The sequence below is a fragment of the Lelliottia jeotgali genome (assembly GCF_977070485.1).
On record NZ_CDRVFO010000024.1, the window covers coordinates 44,477 to 63,060 of the forward strand.

General features: G+C 62.6%; 18 protein-coding genes and 1 riboswitch. Of the genes, 13 read left to right on the forward strand and 5 right to left on the reverse strand.

Features of this window, described 5'->3' with window-relative positions:
* Window positions 1-58: 58 nt before the first annotated feature.
* The 7 genes from ACW4TB_RS25280 to ACW4TB_RS25310 all read left to right on the forward strand — a co-directional run bounded on the left by ACW4TB_RS25280 (window position 59) and on the right by ACW4TB_RS25310 (window position 8,338).
* Complete coding sequence (locus ACW4TB_RS25280) at window positions 59-775, forward strand: response regulator transcription factor (RefSeq protein WP_254467257.1); 717 nt, start codon at window positions 59-61, stop codon at window positions 773-775.
* A gap of 3 nt (window positions 776-778) precedes the next feature.
* Window positions 779-2,170: a sensor histidine kinase gene (locus ACW4TB_RS25285; RefSeq protein WP_012313129.1), complete on the forward strand. Its 1,392-nt coding sequence runs from the start codon at window positions 779-781 to the stop codon at window positions 2,168-2,170.
* Window positions 2,171-2,280: 110 nt separating this feature from the next.
* Window positions 2,281-3,180: a cysteine synthase CysM gene (gene cysM / locus ACW4TB_RS25290; RefSeq protein ID WP_042111224.1), complete on the forward strand. Its 900-nt coding sequence runs from the start codon at window positions 2,281-2,283 to the stop codon at window positions 3,178-3,180.
* Window positions 3,181-4,539 carry a 23S rRNA (uracil(1939)-C(5))-methyltransferase RlmD gene (gene rlmD, locus ACW4TB_RS25295; RefSeq protein ID WP_012313131.1) on the forward strand — a complete coding sequence of 453 codons (1,359 nt, stop codon included), beginning with the start codon at window positions 3,181-3,183 and terminating at the stop codon, window positions 4,537-4,539.
* Window positions 4,540-4,635: 96 nt separating this feature from the next.
* Window positions 4,636-6,876, forward strand: a complete 2,241-nt coding sequence (gene relA / locus ACW4TB_RS25300) for a GTP diphosphokinase (protein ID WP_012313132.1) — start codon at window positions 4,636-4,638, stop codon at window positions 6,874-6,876.
* A 62-nt stretch (window positions 6,877-6,938) separates the two neighbouring features.
* Window positions 6,939-7,772: a nucleoside triphosphate pyrophosphohydrolase gene (gene mazG, locus ACW4TB_RS25305; RefSeq protein ID WP_012313133.1), complete on the forward strand. Its 834-nt coding sequence runs from the start codon at window positions 6,939-6,941 to the stop codon at window positions 7,770-7,772.
* A gap of 26 nt (window positions 7,773-7,798) precedes the next feature.
* Window positions 7,799-8,338 carry a DUF2058 domain-containing protein gene (locus ACW4TB_RS25310; protein WP_012313134.1) on the forward strand — a complete coding sequence of 180 codons (540 nt, stop codon included), beginning with the start codon at window positions 7,799-7,801 and terminating at the stop codon, window positions 8,336-8,338.
* A 173-nt stretch (window positions 8,339-8,511) separates the two neighbouring features.
* Here the strand turns inward: ACW4TB_RS25310 and ACW4TB_RS25315 are convergent, their stop codons facing one another.
* The 4 genes from ACW4TB_RS25315 to purM form a co-directional block, all read right to left on the reverse strand.
* A complete protein-coding gene (locus ACW4TB_RS25315) occupies window positions 8,512-8,694 on the reverse strand; it encodes a hypothetical protein (protein WP_012313135.1) in 183 nt (60 codons plus the stop codon).
* Window positions 8,695-8,859: 165 nt separating this feature from the next.
* Window positions 8,860-9,570, reverse strand: coding sequence for a DUF3108 domain-containing protein (locus tag ACW4TB_RS25320; protein ID WP_012313136.1), 711 nt, complete (start codon window positions 9,568-9,570; stop codon window positions 8,860-8,862).
* 8 nt (window positions 9,571-9,578) lie between these two features.
* Window positions 9,579-10,232 (reverse strand): phosphoribosylglycinamide formyltransferase, encoded by a 654-nt coding sequence (gene purN / locus ACW4TB_RS25325; RefSeq protein WP_012313137.1) that lies wholly within the window; start codon window positions 10,230-10,232, stop codon window positions 9,579-9,581.
* The gene (purM, locus tag ACW4TB_RS25330; RefSeq protein WP_012313138.1) at window positions 10,232-11,290 is read right to left on the reverse strand and encodes a phosphoribosylformylglycinamidine cyclo-ligase; all 1,059 of its coding nucleotides are present in this window, start codon (window positions 11,288-11,290) and stop codon (window positions 10,232-10,234) included. The genes purN and purM overlap by 1 nt, the downstream gene beginning before the upstream one ends.
* Window positions 11,291-11,609: 319 nt before the next feature.
* On the opposite strand from purM, the gene ACW4TB_RS25335 reads away from it, so the two are divergent.
* From ACW4TB_RS25335 to ACW4TB_RS25355, 5 genes are all read left to right on the forward strand, one after another.
* On the forward strand, window positions 11,610-12,683 hold the full coding sequence (locus ACW4TB_RS25335; RefSeq protein WP_012313139.1) for a DUF2066 domain-containing protein: 1,074 nt from the start codon (window positions 11,610-11,612) through the stop codon (window positions 12,681-12,683).
* A 12-nt stretch (window positions 12,684-12,695) separates the two neighbouring features.
* Complete coding sequence (locus tag ACW4TB_RS25340; RefSeq protein WP_254467259.1) at window positions 12,696-13,769, forward strand: AI-2E family transporter; 1,074 nt, start codon at window positions 12,696-12,698, stop codon at window positions 13,767-13,769.
* Window positions 13,770-13,900: 131 nt separating this feature from the next.
* Window positions 13,901-14,608: a DnaA regulatory inactivator Hda gene (gene hda / locus ACW4TB_RS25345; RefSeq protein WP_012313141.1), complete on the forward strand. Its 708-nt coding sequence runs from the start codon at window positions 13,901-13,903 to the stop codon at window positions 14,606-14,608.
* Between the two features lie 126 nt (window positions 14,609-14,734).
* Window positions 14,735-15,379: a C40 family peptidase gene (locus tag ACW4TB_RS25350; RefSeq protein WP_012313142.1), complete on the forward strand. Its 645-nt coding sequence runs from the start codon at window positions 14,735-14,737 to the stop codon at window positions 15,377-15,379.
* Window positions 15,380-15,515: 136 nt separating this feature from the next.
* Entirely contained in the window at window positions 15,516-16,049 is a 534-nt protein-coding gene (locus tag ACW4TB_RS25355) for a C40 family peptidase (protein ID WP_012313143.1), read from the forward strand.
* A gap of 75 nt (window positions 16,050-16,124) precedes the next feature.
* On the opposite strand, the gene ACW4TB_RS25360 is transcribed toward ACW4TB_RS25355, so the two are convergent.
* Window positions 16,125-17,042 (reverse strand): LysR family transcriptional regulator, encoded by a 918-nt coding sequence (locus tag ACW4TB_RS25360; protein ID WP_254467260.1) that lies wholly within the window; start codon window positions 17,040-17,042, stop codon window positions 16,125-16,127.
* Between the two features lie 124 nt (window positions 17,043-17,166).
* Here ACW4TB_RS25360 and ACW4TB_RS25365 point away from each other — a divergent pair, with 124 nt between their 5' ends.
* Complete coding sequence (locus tag ACW4TB_RS25365; protein ID WP_254467261.1) at window positions 17,167-18,225, forward strand: tartrate dehydrogenase; 1,059 nt, start codon at window positions 17,167-17,169, stop codon at window positions 18,223-18,225.
* A 106-nt stretch (window positions 18,226-18,331) separates the two neighbouring features.
* Window positions 18,332-18,551, forward strand: a riboswitch (cobalamin riboswitch).
* The last annotated feature ends 33 nt before the right edge of the window (window positions 18,552-18,584 follow it).

Sequence of the window (18,584 nt, forward strand, 5' to 3'; positions counted from 1 at the left end):
TGCCTATGGCGTACGCATGCTCAATAATCGCGTAATTGAGAATATGTGGCAGTTGCCAATGAATCCCGTAACTATTAATGCTTCCAGCATCCTCGCCATCGAGGATGATCCGGTGCTGGGTGCCTATCTGCACGAAGAACTGCAGCGAGGCGGCTTTCAGGTGACCTGGTGCCGCAACGGCGCGGAAGGTTTGGAAACCGCTGGTCGCCAAGCCTTCGACGTGGTCCTGATGGATATTCTGCTGCCTGGGCTCAACGGCCTGGATGCCTTGGCCCAGTTGCGTCGACGCAGCGCCACGCCGGTTATCCTGATGTCGGCGCTGGGCGCCGAGGCGGACCGTATCAATGGCTTCCAGCTCGGTGCCGACGATTACCTGCCCAAGCCTTTCAGCATGGTCGAGCTGCAGGTGCGCATCGAGGCCATCCTGCGCCGTGTCGCCCTTGAGCGTCGCCATCAGCCGCCCTTGGGTGTTGCCTGTGGCGAGCTGCGGTTCGACGAGACCCTTTGCGATGTCAGCTTCGGCGGCCGCCAGGCAGGCCTTACCCCTAGCGAATATCGCCTGTTCGATATCCTCAACCGTAACGTCGACGAGGTGCTGAGCAAGCCTTTTCTCTACCAGCAGGTGCTGCAACGGGGCTATTCGCGGCATGACCGCAGCCTGGACATGCATGTCAGCCAGATCCGCCGCAAGCTCAAGGGCATCGGCTACCTGGACCGGCAGATCCGCACCGTGTGGGGCAAGGGTTACGTGCTCAGCGCCGGCGAGGCAGAGTAAGCCATGCTGGACCGTCACTCGCTGTTCTGGAAGCTGGCCATCCTGCTGGTGGGCTTCTGCCTGCTGATGATCGGCCTGAGTTACACCTGGGGCCGCCATATGGAAACCCAGAATGCCTTTCTCGATGAGCCTGCCCGGCAAGTGCTGCGCAACTATGCCGGCGAGGCCGAAGCGGCCTGGCGCAGTGGTGGCCGCACCGGCCTGGACCAGTGGGTTGCGGCCATGCACCGGCGTGAGCGTGGCTGGATAGGCGTGCTCGACATCAATCTGCAGCCCCTGGCCAGCGCCACGCTCGGCCCCGATGTCATGCACCGCCTCACGCGCCTGCGCGGTGTCGACTGGCCCATGAGCCGGCGCAGTATCGACCAGCCCTGGTTGCGCATACCGTTCCCGGGGGCGCCGGAGCAGGGCATGCTGGTGATGGAGTTGCCCGAGCGTTTCAACCCTGGCCAGTACCGGGTGCTGTGGCGGGTGTTGACCAACGGTGTCATTCCAGGTTTGTTCACCTTGCTGCTGTGCGTCGGCCTGTACCGCATGCTGATCGTGCCGCTCAACCAGTTGCGCGAGCAGGCCAATGCCTGGCGTGCCGACCAGCTCTCGGCACGGCTGGATTCGCGCACCATCGCCCGGCATGACGAACTGGGCGAGTTGGCCCGGGCCTTCGACCAGATGGCCGAGCGGCTGCAGGGCACGGTGGCGATGCAACAGCAGTTGCTGCGGGACTTGTCCCATGAAATGCGCACACCGTTGAGCCGGTTGCGCGTGGCCTGCGACGGTGAAACCGACCTGCAGCGCCTGCGCGAGCGGCTTGGGCGCGAGGTGGACTGCATGCAGCAGTTGGTCGAGGACACCTTGCAGCTTGCCTGGCAGGATGCCGAGCGTGCGCCGATGAACCTTGAGCCGATCCAGGTGCAGGCGCTGTGGGACCTGCTGGCGGAGGATGCCAGTTACGAAAGCGGCTGGTCGCCCGAGCGCTTGCGCTGCGAGCTGCCAGTCGACTGCTGGGTGCAGGGCAATCTGAATCATCTGGCCCAGGCGCTGGAAAACATGCTGCGCAATGCCATCCGGCATTCTCCGGAAAACGGCTTGGTGCACTTGGCCGGGCAGCGTGAAGGTGGCTATTGGCGCCTGTGGCTGGAAGATCAAGGCGGTGGCGTGGCTAACGATGATCTGGAGCGAATATTTGCCCCCTTCACCCGGCTAGATGGCTCGCGCCCCGGTGACGGCGGTTTCGGCCTGGGCCTGAGCATCGCCCGCAGTGCGATCCAGCGCCAGGGTGGAACCCTGTGGGCAGAGAACGGCAAACGCGGGTTGAAGCTCTGCATGCGCTTGCCGCTACATCTGCCCGCTCCCTCGCGGGAAACCCCGCAGCCACAGGCGCTACCTACTGCTTGAAGCTTGCCGCTTATAGCTTGTAGCTATACCCACCACAGATTGCGTGATATGGCCGCGAAGGGTTTGCCGGTATGATAGGCGCCCCTGCCGTCCGGATTGTGAAATACGCCATGACCTTGCAGTACCCAACCATCGCCGATTGCGTCGGCAATACGCCCCTGGTTCGCCTGCAGCGCATCGCTGGAGAAACCAGCAATACCCTCCTGCTCAAGCTCGAAGGTAACAATCCAGCAGGCTCCGTGAAGGACCGCCCGGCCCTGTCGATGATCGCCCGTGCCGAGCTGCGCGGTCAGATCAAGCCCGGCGACACCTTGATCGAAGCCACCTCCGGCAATACCGGTATTGCCCTGGCCATGGCGGCAGCGATCAAGGGCTACAAGATGATCCTGATCATGCCCGACAACTCCACCGCAGAGCGCAAGGCAGCGATGACTGCCTACGGTGCCGAGTTGATCCTTGTGACGAAGGAAGAGGGGATGGAAGGCGCCCGCGACCTGGCCGAGAGGCTGCAGGCCGAAGGGCGCGGCCTGGTTCTGGACCAGTTCGCCAACGGCGACAACCCGATTGCCCACTACAACAGCACCGGCCCGGAAATCTGGCAGCAGACCCAAGGCACCATTACCCATTTCGTCAGTTCCATGGGCACCACCGGCACCATCATGGGCTGCTCGCAGTACCTCAAGGAGCAGAACCCGGCGGTGCAGATCGTTGGCCTGCAACCGATGGAAGGCTCGGCCATTCCGGGCATTCGCCGCTGGCCCGAGCAGTACCTTCCGAAAATCTTCGATGCCACCCGCGTTGACCGCGTCATGGATATGTCCCAACACGAAGCTGAGGACACCATGCGTCGCCTTGCCCGTGAAGAGGGCATTTTCTGCGGCGTGTCTTCCGGTGGTGCGGTGGCAGCCATGCTGCGCCTGTCCCGTGAAGTGGAAAACGCGGTAATGGTCGCGATCATTTGCGACCGTGGCGACCGTTACCTGTCCACCGGCCTGTTCGACCCGAGCTAAATGTCCAGAAAGAAAAGTAACAGCGGCCTGCGCTTTCAGCCGGCCGGCGGTAACCGCACGCCCCAGGTCCCCGTGGGCAAAAAGCAGCGCCTGGAGATCGAGCGCCTGGCCGGTGACGGCCGCGGCATCGCTTTCCACGACGGGCGCACCTGGTTCGTCAGCGGCGCCCTGGCCGGTGAGGCGGTGGAGGCGCGGGTGCTCAATGCCCGTGGCAAGGTAGTCGAGGCTCGCCTGGAGCGTGTGCTGCAGGCCAGCCCCGAGCGCCGCCAGGCGCCGTGCCGCCATTACGAACGTTGTGGTGGTTGCAACTTGCAGCACCTGCCGCATGAGGCGCAGCTGGCGCTCAAGCAACGTACCCTGGCCGAACAGCTGCAACGGGTTGCCGGTGTGCAACCGCAAGAATGGGCGGCGCCATTGAGCGGGCCGGAATTCGGCTATCGGCGTCGGGCACGTGTAGCCGTGCGCTGGGATGTGAAAGCGCGTCAGCTGGAGGTAGGGTTCCGTGCCGAGGCCAGCCAGGACATCGTCGCCATCGACGACTGCGCCGTGCTGGTACAGCCTTTGCAGTCGATTCTGCGGCATCTGCCTACCGTGCTGCGTTCGTTGGGCAAGCCCCAGGCCATCGGCCACGTCGAGCTGTTCAGCGGCACGGCCGAAGCGCTACTGGTACGCCACGTGGCACCGTTGCCGGCCGATGACCTGGCGCGTCTGCAGGCATTCTGCAACGAGGCCAAGGCGCAGCTGTGGCTGCAGGGTGAAGGTGAACCGGCGCCGGTGGATGCTGGCACGAAGCTGGGCTTCACCTTGCAGCCTTGGCAGTTGGAGCTGGCCTGGCGCCCGGGCGATTTCGTTCAGGTCAACGCCCAGGTCAACACCGCAATGATCGAGCAGGCTCTGGCCTGGCTCGCTCCGCAGGCCGATGAGCGAGTGCTCGACCTGTTCTGTGGCCTGGGCAATTTCGCCCTGCCGCTGGCCCGCCAAGCGCGGGAAGTGGTGGCGGTCGAAGGAGTGCAGGCGATGGTTGATCGTGCTGCGGCCAATGCCAGAAACAACAATGTGCATAACGCACGGTTTTTTCAGGCCGATTTATCGCAGCCTTTGGCAGGCGCCGGATGGGCCGCCGAGGGCTTTTCTGCGGTACTCTTGGATCCACCGCGCGACGGTGCTTTCGAGGTGGTGCAAGGCATCGCACGCCTCAAGGCCAAGCGGCTGGTTTATGTATCATGCAACCCGGCCACGCTGGCGCGAGACGCCCAGGTACTGGTTGGCCAAGGGTACCGGTTAAAAAGGGCCGGGATTCTCGACATGTTTCCTCAGACGGCGCATGTCGAGGCCATGGCGTTATTCGAAGCGGGCTAGCAAACCTGGCCCCTTGGTGCGGTTTCCATGGACTGGGAGCCACACGGTGATAGCCAGCGCTCCGATTGGCGCGCTGTATGGAAAGGTAAAACAAAGATGGTACAGGTGAGAGTGCACCAGCCGGTCAATACGGACGGCAGTATCAATCTCGAAGCATGGCTGGATCATGTGGTGAGCGTCGATTCGGCATTGGATCGCGTGGCACTCGAAGAGGCCTGCGAGTTCGCCCAGGAAATCGAGAAAAAGGGCAACCCGGCCAAGCATTCCTGGGCCGATGGTACCTCCAGTTTCCAGGCAGGCCTGGAAATCGCCGAAATCCTTGCCGACCTCAAGCTCGATCAGGATTCGCTGGTGGCGGCGGTGATCTACCGCTCCGTGCGTGAGGGTAAGGTGACTCTGGCCGAGGTCGGGCAGCGTTTCGGCCCGGTGGTGTCCAAGCTGATCGACGGCGTGCTGCGCATGGCTGCCATCAGTGCCAGCCTCAGCCCCCGCCAGTCGCTGGTGCTGGGCTCGCAGGCGCAGGTCGAGAACCTGCGCAAGATGCTGGTGGCGATGGTCGACGATGTGCGCGTGGCGCTGATCAAGCTTGCCGAGCGGACCTGCGCGATCCGTGCGGTGAAGTCCGCCGATGACGAGAAACGCCTGCGGGTGGCGCGTGAGGTGTTCGACATCTATGCACCGCTGGCCCATCGTCTGGGCATCGGCCACATCAAGTGGGAGCTGGAAGACCTGTCCTTCCGCTACCTGGAGCCCGATCAGTACAAGCAGATCGCCAAGCTTTTGCACGAGCGCCGGCTGGACCGTGAGCGCTTCATCAGTGACGTGATGAACCAGCTGCAGAACGAGCTGCTTGCCACCGGGGTCAACGCCGACATCAGCGGGCGGGCGAAACACATTTATTCGATCTGGCGCAAGATGCAGCGCAAAGGCCTGGAGTTCAGCCAGATCTACGACGTGCGTGCGGTGCGCGTGCTGGTACCGGAAGTGCGCGACTGTTATACCGCGCTGGGTATCGTCCATACCCTGTGGCGGCACATTCCCAAAGAGTTCGACGACTACATCGCCAACCCCAAGGAGAACGGCTACCGTTCGCTTCACACCGCCGTTATCGGCCCCGAGGGTAAGGTACTGGAAGTGCAGATCCGTACCCACGGCATGCACGAAGAGGCCGAACTTGGCGTCTGCGCCCACTGGCGCTATAAGGGCACCGACGTCAAGCCCAGCTCCAATCACTACGAAGAAAAGATCTCCTGGCTGCGCCAGGTGCTCGAATGGCACGAGGAGCTGGGCGACATCGGTGGCCTGGCCGAGCAGTTGCGGGTCGATATCGAGCCGGACCGGGTCTATGTATTCACCCCCGACGGCCATGCCATCGACCTGCCCAAGGGGGCCACGCCGCTGGACTTCGCCTACCGCGTGCACACCGAGATCGGCCACAACTGCCGTGGCGCCAAAATCAATGGGCGCATCGTGCCGCTCAACTACAGCCTGCAGACCGGCGAGCAGGTGGAGATCATCACCAGCAAGCACGGCAACCCCAGCCGGGACTGGCTGAACTCCAACCTGGGATATGTCACCACGTCACGGGCCCGGGCCAAGATCGTCCACTGGTTCAAGCTGCAGGCGCGCGATCAGAACGTCGCCGCCGGCAAGACCCTGCTCGAGCGCGAACTCAGCCGCCTGGGCCTGCCGCAGGTAGACTTCGAACGCCTGGCCGAGAAGACCAACGTCAAGACCGCCGAGGACATGTTCGCCTCGCTCGGTGCCGGTGACCTGCGCCTGGCGCACTTGGTCAACGCTGCCCAGCAGTTGCTCGAACCCGAGCGTATAGAGCAGATCGAGCTGGTACCGCGCAAGCCTACCGGCCCGCGCAATGGCAAGCGTGGCGACATTCAGATCCAGGGCGTCGGTAACCTGCTCACACAGATGGCCGGCTGCTGCCAGCCGCTACCGGGGGACGCCATCGTCGGCTACATCACTCAGGGCCGCGGCGTGAGCATTCACCGCCAGGACTGTGCCTCGGTGCTGCAGCTGGCTGGGCGTGAGCCGGAGCGGATGATTCAGGTCAGCTGGGGGCCGATACCGGTGCAGACCTACCCGGTCGATATCGTTATCCGTGCCTACGACCGCCCAGGTTTGCTGCGTGACGTGTCGCAGGTGCTGCTCAACGAGAAAATCAACGTGCTGGCAGTCAACACCCGCTCGAACAAGGAAGACAACACCGCGTTGATGTCGCTGACCATCGAAATTCCGGGCCTGGATGCGCTGGGGCGTCTGTTGGGCAGGATTTCGCAGTTGCCGAACATCATCGAGACGCGGCGTAATCGTACCCCTTGAAACTGCGGTGGCTTCTTTGTGGGCTCGCCCGCGACGAAGTCACCGCCGAAGGACCTGCTTACATGACCTATTCCCTCGAAGACCTGCTGCACCTCATGGCCCGGCTGCGCGACCCGCAGTACGGTTGCCCGTGGGACCTCAAGCAGAACTACGCCAGCATCGTGGCACACACCATCGAAGAGGCCTACGAAGTTGCCGACACCATCGAGCGCGGGGATTTCGAGCACCTGCAGGGTGAGCTGGGAGATCTGCTGTTCCAGGTGGTCTACTACAGCCAGCTGGCCCGGGAGGAGGGGCGTTTCGAGTTCGACGGTGTGGTCGATGCCATTACCCGCAAGCTGATCCGTCGCCACCCCCATGTATTTCCCACCGGTGAATTGTACGCACCGCTGGACACGCCTAGCCTGAGCGAAGCCCAGGTCAAGTCACGCTGGGAAGAAATCAAGGCCCAGGAGCGCGCCGAGAAAAGCGAGCCCGAACAGCTGTCGCTGCTCGATGATGTGCCGGCTGCACTGCCTGCCCTGTCGCGGGCGGCCAAACTGCAAAAGCGTGCTGCCACCGTCGGTTTCGACTGGCCAGACGCATTGCCGGTGCTGGACAAGGTCCGCGAGGAGCTCGACGAAGTGCTGCAGGCCATGGCTGACGGTGATGCCGAAGCACTTGAGGACGAAGTCGGCGACCTACTGTTCGCCGCCGTGAACTTGGCCCGCCATCTCAAGCAAGACCCGGAAAATGCGCTGCGTCGCGCCAACCGCAAGTTCGAACGGCGTTTCCGCTTTATCGAACAGGCATTGCGCGACAGCGGTCGCCCCATCGAATCGTGTAACCTTGACGAACTGGACGCCCTTTGGGGGGAAGCCAAACGTCAGGAAAAGAACCTGCCCAGCTGCGGCTGAGTGGCTGAATAAGTGAGTGAACATCCATGAGTCTTTCCCTTCGCGATCAATTGCTCAAGGCCGGTCTGGTAAACCAGAAGCAGGTCTCCCAGGCCAACAAGGCCCAAAAGAAACAGAAACGCCTGGAGCACAAGGGCCAGGTCGAAGTCGACGATACCCAGCAGCGCCTGGCCAAGGAAGCCATGGCCGAGAAGGCCAAGCGTGACCAGGAACTGAACCGTCAGCAGCAGGAAAAGGCCGAACAGAAGGCCCGTGCCGCGCAGATCAAGCAGTTGATCGAGGCGACCCGTCTGCCCAAGCTCACGACCGAGGACTACTACAACTTCGTCGACGACAAGAAGGTCAAACGCATTGCGGTGAACGCCCTGATGCGCAGCAAGCTGAGCAATGGTGCGCTGGCGATCGTGTCGTTTGGTGGGGGGTACGAAGTCATCCCACGCGAGGCGGCGGTGAAGATCCAGGAACGCGACCCTCATCGCATCTTGCTGCTCAACACCCATGTCGAGGAAGCGGATGAGGACGATCCGTACGCTGCGTACAAGATCCCTGACGACTTGATGTGGTAAGCATGAAGAAACCCGCCTAAGCGGTAACGCCTATTGGGGCTGCTACGCAGTCGACCGCCGGCAAGCCAACTCCCACAGGGATTTCGCAGTACTGGAGGCCTGCGCGGTACCTGTAGGAGCTGGCTTGCCGGCGATGGGCCGCAAAGCGGCCCCAAAGCAAAAGACTGTGTGGGTCATTGCGCAGCGCGCTGGGTTTCCAGCACTTCAAGCTCTACCCGATATTGGTGGGCTTCGTGTTCGTTGTGGAACATCCCGACCAATTCGCCTTGCTGGTGCACATCCCAGATCCGCACGCCAGCGGCCAGGCCTTCGTGGGACATTTTCGATTCGTCGCGTTCGGTTACTTGGACTGTCATCGTTAAACTCCACTGTTCAGTTGGTTGCGACATTATGTCGCGCACTTCTTTTATAGAGTTTGTTAGCAGCCTAAGTAAATAAAATGGCCATGAAACAAGTTTCATGTTGCCCAGACAAAAAGAAGCCCCGCACAGGGCGGGGCTACGGATCTTACGGGCTGCGGCTTAGTTGCCTTTGACCGACTTGCCATCGACCGTACCATCCTGCAGCACGATCACATACTCCTTGCCATCGGTCTCGACCTGGCGCAGCTGTACCAGCAGGTAGTCCCAGTCCTTGGCGAACCACAGCTCGGTGATGCGCTTGCTCTGGCTCGGGTCGCGCACGCGCTCGACCTTGACCGCCTCGACCTGGCCGGTCTTGGTGGTGACTTTCTCGGTGCCCAGCACGCGGAAGTCGTAGGTGTCGATCTCGTCACCATCGACCACCTGGTAGGTCATGCTTTTCTTGCCGGCTGCCACATCATGCTGCAGCGCCAGCTGATAGGAGGACTTGTCCAGCACGCCGCGGTTGAGCGGCAGGCTGACGGCATCGCCCCGATCGCTGCCGGTGACTTTCTTGCCGTTCCAGTCGAAGGTGAGGTCGACTTTCTTGGCTTTGCCCAGGCCGCCACGCTCGAAGTGATACTTCTGCGGCAGGAGGGTGTCGTTGTCCATGCGCAGGGTGCTTTGCTCGGTCAGGCTGGCGATCATCATGGAGGCCTTGAAATTAAGGTCCCATGTACCGTTGGCATTCTTGACCAGGCTGCGCTCGGCAGTGCCGCTCATGGGGAGTTGCTTCCAGTCAGCGGTGTAGCTGGCCGAGAAGGGTTTGAGGTCGGCTGCCTGGAGGGGCAGGGCGAGCACGGCGAGAGCCAAGAGCAGGGCGCGACGCATAAATTCTCCTAGGGTCGGATCAAATGACCACTGGCCGGCAGTGGCTGGCCGTCCAGTAATGCACCCTGTTCGCCCAGGCGCAAGCGCCCCTCGGCAAACCAGTGCACTGCCAGCGGGTAGATCTGGTGTTCCTGTTGGTGTACCCGCTGGGCCAGGCTTTCAGCACTATCGCCTGACGATACCGGTACCACAGCCTGTACGACCAGAGGGCCGCCATCGAGTTCCTCGGTGACGAAGTGTACGCTGCAGCCGTGCTCGGCATCGCCTGCCTCCAAGGCCCGTCGGTGGGTATGCAGGCCCTTGTATTTGGGCAGCAGCGACGGGTGGATGTTGAGCAGGCGGCCCTGGTAGTGGCGCACAAAGCCGCCACTGAGGATACGCATGAAACCAGCCAGCACCACCAGGTCGGGCGCGAAGCCGTCGATGCGCGCCATCAGCGCCGCATCGAAGGCTTCACGGCCGTCGAAGCCGGTGTGGTCCAGTACGGCGGTGGCGATACCCGCCGCCGCCGCGCGTTGCAGGCCGTAGGCGTCGGCACGGTTGGAAATCACCGCAGCGATGCGTACCGGGCTGTGTTCACCACGGCTGCTGTCGATCAAGGCTTGCAGGTTGCTGCCGGAACCCGACAGCAGTACCACTACATTGCAGGGCTTGCTCGGCATCAGTGTGCCTTGAGATTTTGCAGCTCGACCTGGGCAGCGCCTTCAGCGGCTTGTTCGATGCGGCCGATGACCCAAGGCTGCTCGCCTTCTGCGCGCAGAACATTCAGTGCTGCTTCGACCTGGTCCTGCGCCACGCAGATGACCATGCCCACGCCGCAGTTCAGTACACGGTGCATCTCGTGCTCATCGACGTTGCCTTTTTCCTGCAGGAAGTCGAATACCGCAGGGCGCTGCCAGCTGGCCACGTCAACCACGGCCTGGGCGTTTTTCGGCAGAACGCGCGGGATGTTGTCCAGCAGGCCGCCACCGGTGATGTGGGCCATGGCCTTGACTGCGCCGGTCTGCTTGATCAGTTGCAGCAGTGGCTTGACGTAGATGCGGGTCGGCGCCATCAGCAGGTCGGTCAGCGGCTTACCGTCGAGCTGGGTGTTCTCGATGTCGGTCGCCGACACTTCGAGGATCTTGCGGATCAGCGAGTAGCCGTTGGAGTGCGGGCCGGAAGACGGCAGGGCGATCAGCGCGTCGCCTGTAGCGACCTTGGAGCCGTCGATGATCTCGGCCTTTTCAACCACGCCGACGCAGAAACCGGCCAGGTCGTAGTCTTCGCCTTCGTACATGCCCGGCATTTCGGCGGTTTCGCCGCCAACCAGGGAGCAGCCGGCCAGTTCACAGCCGGCGCCGATGCCGGTGACCACGGTCGCGGCGACGTCGACGTTGAGCTTGCCGGTGGCGTAATAGTCGAGGAAGAACAGCGGCTCGGCGCCGCAGACCACCAAGTCATTGACGCACATGGCGACCAGGTCCTGGCCGATGCTGTCGTGCTTGTTCAGGTTCAGCGCCAGGCGCAGCTTGGTGCCGACGCCGTCGGTGCCGGAGACCAGCACCGGCTGCTTGTAGCCGGCCGGGATCTCGCAGAGGGCGCCGAAGCCACCCAGGCCACCCATGACTTCAGGGCGTGCGGTGCGTTTTGCCACGCCCTTGATGCGTTCGACCAGTGCTTCGCCGGCGTCGATGTCTACACCGGCGTCCTTGTAGCTCAGGGAGGGTTGCTTGCTCATTGATCCAGGCCTTTAAGAGGGAGGGATTCGTAAAAACGACCGTGACGGCCAAGGCCGGCTGGGGAGCGGCGGCTGCCTGAAACGTCAGAGGTCTGTGAAGGCGCGCGATTTTATCAGGGTTGCCGTGCAGCGGCCATCCTCAGGCCGACGGGCAGGGCAGTAAATTGCTGAAAAAGGCTCGCGGGTGGTTGATGCAGTTCCTTCTGTATAAGCTGCAAGCAGCGAGCCCCAAGTCGCAAGCGAAAGCGCTTGGGTTCTGACTGCTTTTTCTTACAGCTTGAAGCTTGCAGCTTGAAGCTCGACTGGACAGGAATCCTCAATGCGTCTTCTCAATTATCTGTCAGCCGGCTGCCTTGCCTTGGTCAGTATTGCCGCCCAGGCCGAAAACGTTGCCGGGCTCTATCAGGTGCGCGAACCGCTCGAAGGGCAGGGCGCTGAAGCCCGCACTGCAGCTACCACCAAGGCGCTCGATACGTTGGTGCTGCGCCTGACCGGCGACCCCAAGGCGCCGCAAACCCCTGCGCTGGCCGAACTGCGCAAGGACCCGCAACAGATCATCAACCAGGTCGGTACCGAGGCCGGCCCGCCTGAGTCGGTGATGGTCGAGTTCGACCCGGGCAGCACCGAGCGGGCATTGCGCAAGGCCGGGTTGGCGCTGTGGGGCAGCAACCGGCCGTCGATCCTCGGCTGGTGGCTCAACGACAGTGTCGAGGGTAGCAGCCTGGTCGGCGATGGCCAGACCAGCGCCCAGTCCCTGCGCCGTGCCGCCCAACACCGCGGCCTGCCATTGCGCCTGCCGCTGGCCGACCTGCAGGAGCAACTGGTGGCCAACGCCAAGCAGCTCGAAGGCAACGACCCGGCGCCACTGCGCGAAGCCTCCGAGCGCTATGGCGCCGACGCACTGTTGGCAGTGCACGCCCTTGAAGCCGACGGCAAGTGGCAAGGCAAATGGCAGTTGTGGCTGGGCGACAAGCGCGAGCAAGGCAGCGCCGAAGGCGCCGACCAGGCTGCATTGGCCGATGCCGTGATGCTGGCCGTCAGCAATCGCCTGGCGCCACGTTACGTGACCCGGCCAGGCGCCAGCAGCCAGTTGCAAGTGCAGGTGCAAGGCGTGAACCTGCAGCGCTACGCCGAGCTGAACCGCGTTCTCGAACCTTACGGCCCACGCCTGCAAATGGCCGATGGCAAGACGTTGACCTACGGCGTCACTGCCAACGCTGAGCAGTTGCGCGCGCAGCTGGGCCTGGCCAAGTTGCAGGAGGTCCCGGCTGAACAGGCGCCTCCTGTCCCGTCCCCGGCTACGCCTGCAGTCGGAACCGAGGCTGCGGCAGGGCAACCTGCAACGGCTGCCGTAGCCCCCAAACCGTTCGACGGCCTGCGTTTTAGCTGGTAAGGAAGAGCGACCATGACTGATATGCGCCGTTGGATCTGGCTGGGTGCCGCGCTACTGATTGCCCTGCTTCTTTATGGTTTGCACAACATCCTCTCACCCTTCCTGGTGGGTATCCTGCTGGCCTATCTGGCCGATCCGCTGGTCGACCGCCTGGAGCGTATGGGGCTGTCGCGGACTTGGGGAGTAGTGGTGGTATTCAGCCTGTTTACCTTGATCCTGCTGGTTCTGCTGCTCATCCTGATCCCGATGCTGGCCAAGCAGCTGGTGCGCCTGTACGAACTGACGCCGCAGATGCTCGACTGGTTGCAGCATGTGGCGCTGCCCTGGGTGCAGAGCCGCCTGGGCCTTGCCGACGGGTTCTGGAAGTTCGACAAGATCAAGGCCGCCGTCAGTGAGCACATGGGCCAGACCACCGACATCGTCGGCATGCTGCTGTCCCAAGCCACCGCGTCGAGCCTGGCGCTGCTGGCCTGGCTGGCGAACTTCGTGCTGATCCCGGTGGTGGGCTTCTATCTGTTGCGCGACTGGGACCTGATGATGGCCAAGTTGCGCAGCCTGCTGCCGCGCCAGCGCGAGTCGCAGGTGGTCGGGCTGGCCGCAGAGTGCCATGAGGTCTTGGGGGCTTTCGTGCGTGGCCAACTGATGGTCATGCTGGCGCTCGGCGTGATCTATTCCGCCGGGCTGATGCTGGTGGGGCTGGAGCTGGGGCTGCTGATCGGCATGCTGGCCGGCCTGGCGGCCATCGTGCCCTACATGGGCTTCATCATTGGCATCGGTGCGGCGCTGGTGGCCGGGCTGTTCCAGTTTGGCGGTGATCTGTACCCGATGCTGGGCATCGTTGCAGTGTTCATGGTCGGCCAGGCGCTGGAAGGCATGGTGCTGACACCGTTACTGGTGGGGGACCGTATCGGCCTGCATCCGGTGGCGGTGATCTTCGCCATCCTTGCCGGGGGCGAACTGTTCGGCTTTACCGGCGTGCTGCTGGCCTTGCCGGTGGCAGCAGTGATCATGGTGCTGCTGCGCCATGTGCATGACTTGTACAAGGAATCGGACATGTACGCGGGGGAGGTCGACCCGGATCTTTAGGCCAGACAGCCTTGCAACTCGTTGATTTTGCTTGTGCTCCGTGCCTTCGCGATTGTGCCCCCCGCGTTGCGGGTATAGACTTTGCACACCGATCACCCTAGGCCCCTGTGGTCTCCCGACCGCCCGCGAGCATGAAACCACCGATCCAGTTGCCCCTGGGTGTGCGCCTGCGCGATGACGCCACCTTCATCAACTACTATCCGGGCGCCAATGCAGCGGCATTGGGCTACGTCGAGCGGCTGTGCGAAGCCGACGCCGGCTGGACCGAGAGCCTCATCTACCTGTGGGGCAAGCAGGGTGTCGGCCGTAGCCATCTGTTGCAGGCCGCCACACACCGCTTCCAGCAGCGTGGCGAAGCCGCTGTGTACCTGCCGCTGGCGCAGTTGCTCGAACGGGGCATCGGGTTGCTCGATTACCTGGCGCAGTACGAACTGGTGTGCATCGACGACTTGCACGTGATTGCCGGCAAGGCGGAGTGGGAAGAGGCGATGTTCCATCTGTTCAACCGCCTGCGCGACAGCGGCCGGCGCCTGCTGCTGGCGGCATCGGCTTCGCCGCGCGAGCTGCCGATCAGACTGCCCGACCTCAAGTCCCGCCTGACCCTTGCGCTGGTGTTCCAGATGCGCGGCCTGTCTGACGAAGACAAGTTGCGCGCGCTGCAATTGCGCGCCTCGCGCCGTGGCCTGCACCTGACCGACGAAGTCGGCCATTTCATCCTCACCCGGGGTACGCGCAGCATGAGTGCACTGTTCGACCTGCTCGAGCGGCTCGATCAGGCTTCGTTGCAAGCGCAGCGCAAGCTGACCATCCCGTTCCTGAAAGAAACGCTCGGCTGGTAAGCCCGTAAATACGGGGCTTTGAGCGGCAAAACGAAAAAGTCACATCTTCTTCGATAAAATTTGCAAATGATCCTGATAGAAGGCATAGTTTCCCCCTTCTAAAGGACTACAGACACGGTCGTGCCCATGCTCAAGCGCTTCGCACCCCTCGTGCCCCTCGCACTCGTGACCCTGCTGATTGGTTGCGCGGCCCAAGGCCCTGTTTCCCAGCCCCAGGATCACACCCCGGTCGCCTCCCAGTCGGCGCCCAAGGCCAAGGCTTCGGTATCGTCCGTCTTCGGCGAGCAGGAAGAGCTGGCCACTGAAGATGACCTTCAGGCGTTCTCCAGCAACAGCAAGCCTTACCAGTTGCCAGTATTGGCCGACAGCATCCTTGAGCGCGGCATGTCGCTGATCGGCACCCGTTACCGCTTCGGGGGTACCTCGCAGGCGTCCGGCTTCGATTGCAGCGGTTTCATCGGCTATCTGTTCCGCGAAGAGGCCGGCATGAACCTGCCGCGCTCGACCCGCGAAATGATCAACGTCGATGCGCCCAAGGTTGCCCGCAACAAGCTCAAGCCGGGTGATCTGCTGTTCTTCAGCACCAATGGCCGTGGCCGTGTCAGCCATGCCGGCATCTATCTGGGTGACAACCAGTTCATCCACTCCAGCAGCCGCCGCAGCGGTGGTGTGCGCATCGACAACCTCGGTGATCGCTACTGGAGCAAGACCTTCATCGAAGCCAAGCGCGCCTTGGCCATGGCGCCAGCGAGCAATATCGCACGCAACTGATATCAAAATGATGTACCCTGCCGCGGCGACGATGCTTAAAAAGCTCGTCGCCGTGCGCATTTACAGAATGCGTCTAATCTAAATTCTCAACACTTTTCGGTTGCAGCCCAGCGATCTCAGACAGGACGTTCTGGCCATGGTGATGATGGCGCGCTTCGCACTCCTTTCCCTGGTGGCATTGCTTGCCGCCTGCTCCGGCCGTGCCCCGGCACCGGCGCCTGTGGTACAGCCACAGATCTCGTACAGCCAACCCTCTGCGTCCCCGGTTGCCGACGACGTGCTGATCCGCGCAATTGGCCTGGTGGGTACGCCGTATCGCTGGGGGGGTAACACACCCGATTCCGGTTTCGATTGCAGTGGCTTAATCAACTACGTCTACCGGGATGCGGCGGGTATCAGCCTGCCTCGCTCCACGCGAGAAATGATCGTCATGCGTGCTCCGACCGTGGATGTCCACTCACTGCAGTCGGGCGACCTGGTGTTCTTCGCTACCAGCGGTGGCTCGCAGGTGAGCCACGCCGGTATCTACGTGGGCGAAGGGCGTTTCGTGCATGCTCCGTCCACCGGCGGCACTGTACGTCTGGATTACCTGTCCAACAGTTACTGGTCCAAGGCCTACCTGCAGGCAAAACGGGTGATCACTCAAGGGCATCTGGCGCATAACCCTTGATCTGGGCCAGGTGCGAAGGTGCCTTCGCACCCTGCGTACCGCTATCAGGACGCCCATGAATCCTGTGCAGTCGGTTCAGCTGACCTCTTCCAGCTCAAGGTGGTCGATACGCTCGAACCGCTCGATCAGAAAGTCGATCAGGCGCCTTACCCGTGCCGACAAGTGCAGTTGCTGCGGGTAAACCGCATAGACGTCGGCGCGGGTGGGGGTCTGGTCCTCCAGTAAAAGCCTCAGACGCCCGCTACGCACATAGCGGGCGATGTCCCACTCGGCGCGCAGCAGGATGCCATGGCCCTGCAGTGCCCAGTTCAGTGCTACTTCACCGTCGTTGCAGCTGAGTGCGCCCTGTACTTTGATGTTCTGGGTGCGGCCGCCATTGGTGAAGGTCCATACCCCATAGGGCGACTCGTTCTGGCGCAGGAAAATGCAGTTGTGCTGGGCCAGGTCCGACAGCTTGGTTGGCGCCCCGTGCTTCTCCAGGTACAGCGGCGAGGCGCACAGCAGGCGGCGGTTGGAGGCGATCTTGCGGGCATGAAAGGAGGCATCAGGCAAGGTGCCGAAGCGAATCCCCAGGTCAAAGCCGTGGCTGGCCAGGTCCAGCGGGTGGTCGCTGATCTCCAGCTGCACTTCGATGTCCGGGTAGCGGGCATAGAAGTCGGCCAATGCCGGGCCAATGTAACGGCGGCCGAACCCCAGCGAGGCGTTCACCCGAATCAAGCCTTTGGGCTCGGCGCGGTGCCTGCCGATCAGCTGCTCCACTTCGTCGACCTGAGCAAGAATGCGCGCCGCGTGGGCAACGTACAGCTCACCCTCGGCGGTCAGGCTCATCGAGCGGGTAGTGCGGTTGACCAGGCGCACGCCCAGGCGTGCCTCCAGCGCAGCCAGACGTTTACTCACCGCTGGCGGTGTAACGCCCAGTTCACGCGCGGTTGCGGCCAGGCTGCCTTGCTTGGCCAACAGGTGGAAGAAGCCCAGGTCCTGTGTCGGATTCATCATTAACCCATGGTTACTTAAGAGGTAAATCAGGGTTAACTGCTGCCCTGGCTTCACTACATATACTCGGCTCATCCCCGCCAGCACAACCCCGGCGGGCCACAACAAGAAATGGAGTCCAGACATGAGCAGCTACAAGATTGCGGCAATTGCGGGTGATGGCATCGGCGTCGAGGTCATCGCGGCGGGGGTCGAGGTGCTACAGGCGCTTGCTGCCAAACGGGGTAATTTCGCCATTGATTTCGAGCATTTCGATTGGGGCTCGGAACGCTACTTGCGTGAAGGTCAGTACATTCCAGAAGGCGGGCTGGAGCAACTCAAGCGCTTCGACGCGATTTTCTTCGGTGCCGTGGGCAGCCAGGCTGTGCCGGACCATGTGTCACTGTGGGGCCTGCGCCTGCCGATCTGCCAAGGCTTCGATCAGTATGCCAATGTGCGCCCCGCCCGCGTGCTGCCAGGGGTGAGCAGCCCCTTGGCCAAGGGTAAGGCTATCGACTGGGTGATCGTGCGCGAGAACTCCGAAGGGGAATACTCCGGTAGTGGCGGTCGTGTCCATCAAGGCCTGCCGATCGAAGTAGCGACCGAGGTCTCGACGTTCACGCGTGTCGGTATCGAGCGCATTCACCGCTTTGCTTTCGATCTGGCCCGCACGCGGCCGGCGAAGCACCTGACGCTGGTGACCAAGTCCAACGCACAGCGCCACGGTATGGTGCTGTGGGATGAAGTGTTCGAAGAGGTGGCCAAGGACTATCCGGATGTGCGCACCACTCGCGAGCTGGTGGACGCTGTGACCACAACCATGGTCCTCAAGCCGGAGCAACTGGATGTCGTGGTTGCCACCAACCTGCATGCCGACATTCTTTCGGACCTGGCCGCCGCGTTATCCGGCAGCCTGGGCATCGCGCCTACAGCCAACCTCAACCCGAACCGTGACTTCCCGTCGATGTTCGAGCCCATCCACGGTTCGGCGTTCGATATCACCGGCAAGGGCGTGGCCAACCCCATCGCGACCTTCTGGACGGCGGTCATGATGCTTGAGCACCTCGGTGAGCAGGGCGCCGCTCGTGAACTGATGGCGGCCATCGAGGCCGTGACCGAAAGTGGTGTGCACACCCCGGACCTGGGAGGCAAGGCGACCACTCGCGAGGTGACCGATGCGGTGCTGGCGCTGATTCGTCGCTGAGGCTGAGGGCCCCATTGCCGGTTTGCCGGCGATGGGGCCAATGAAACCGACACAAGATCGCCGCCAAGTCCCCCCCTTCGATTGACGCTCCCGATGCAACACTCTAACCTTCGCGCGTGTTTCAGGTGCCCTGCCAGCCCGTCTGGGCAGGGTGAAACTGGGAAGCCGGTGTGCGCCTGCAAGGTGCGAGTCCGGCGCTGCCCCCGCAACGGTAGGTGAGTCAAAAGCCGCGCACGGCCACTGGGTGACAGTATCCGGGAAGGCGCGCAGGCCCGGGCTAACGCCCGCTCACGAGCCCGGAGACCGGCCTGTCACTGCCAACGGCATCACGGAGGGTGATGCGCGGTGCACCGTGGCGT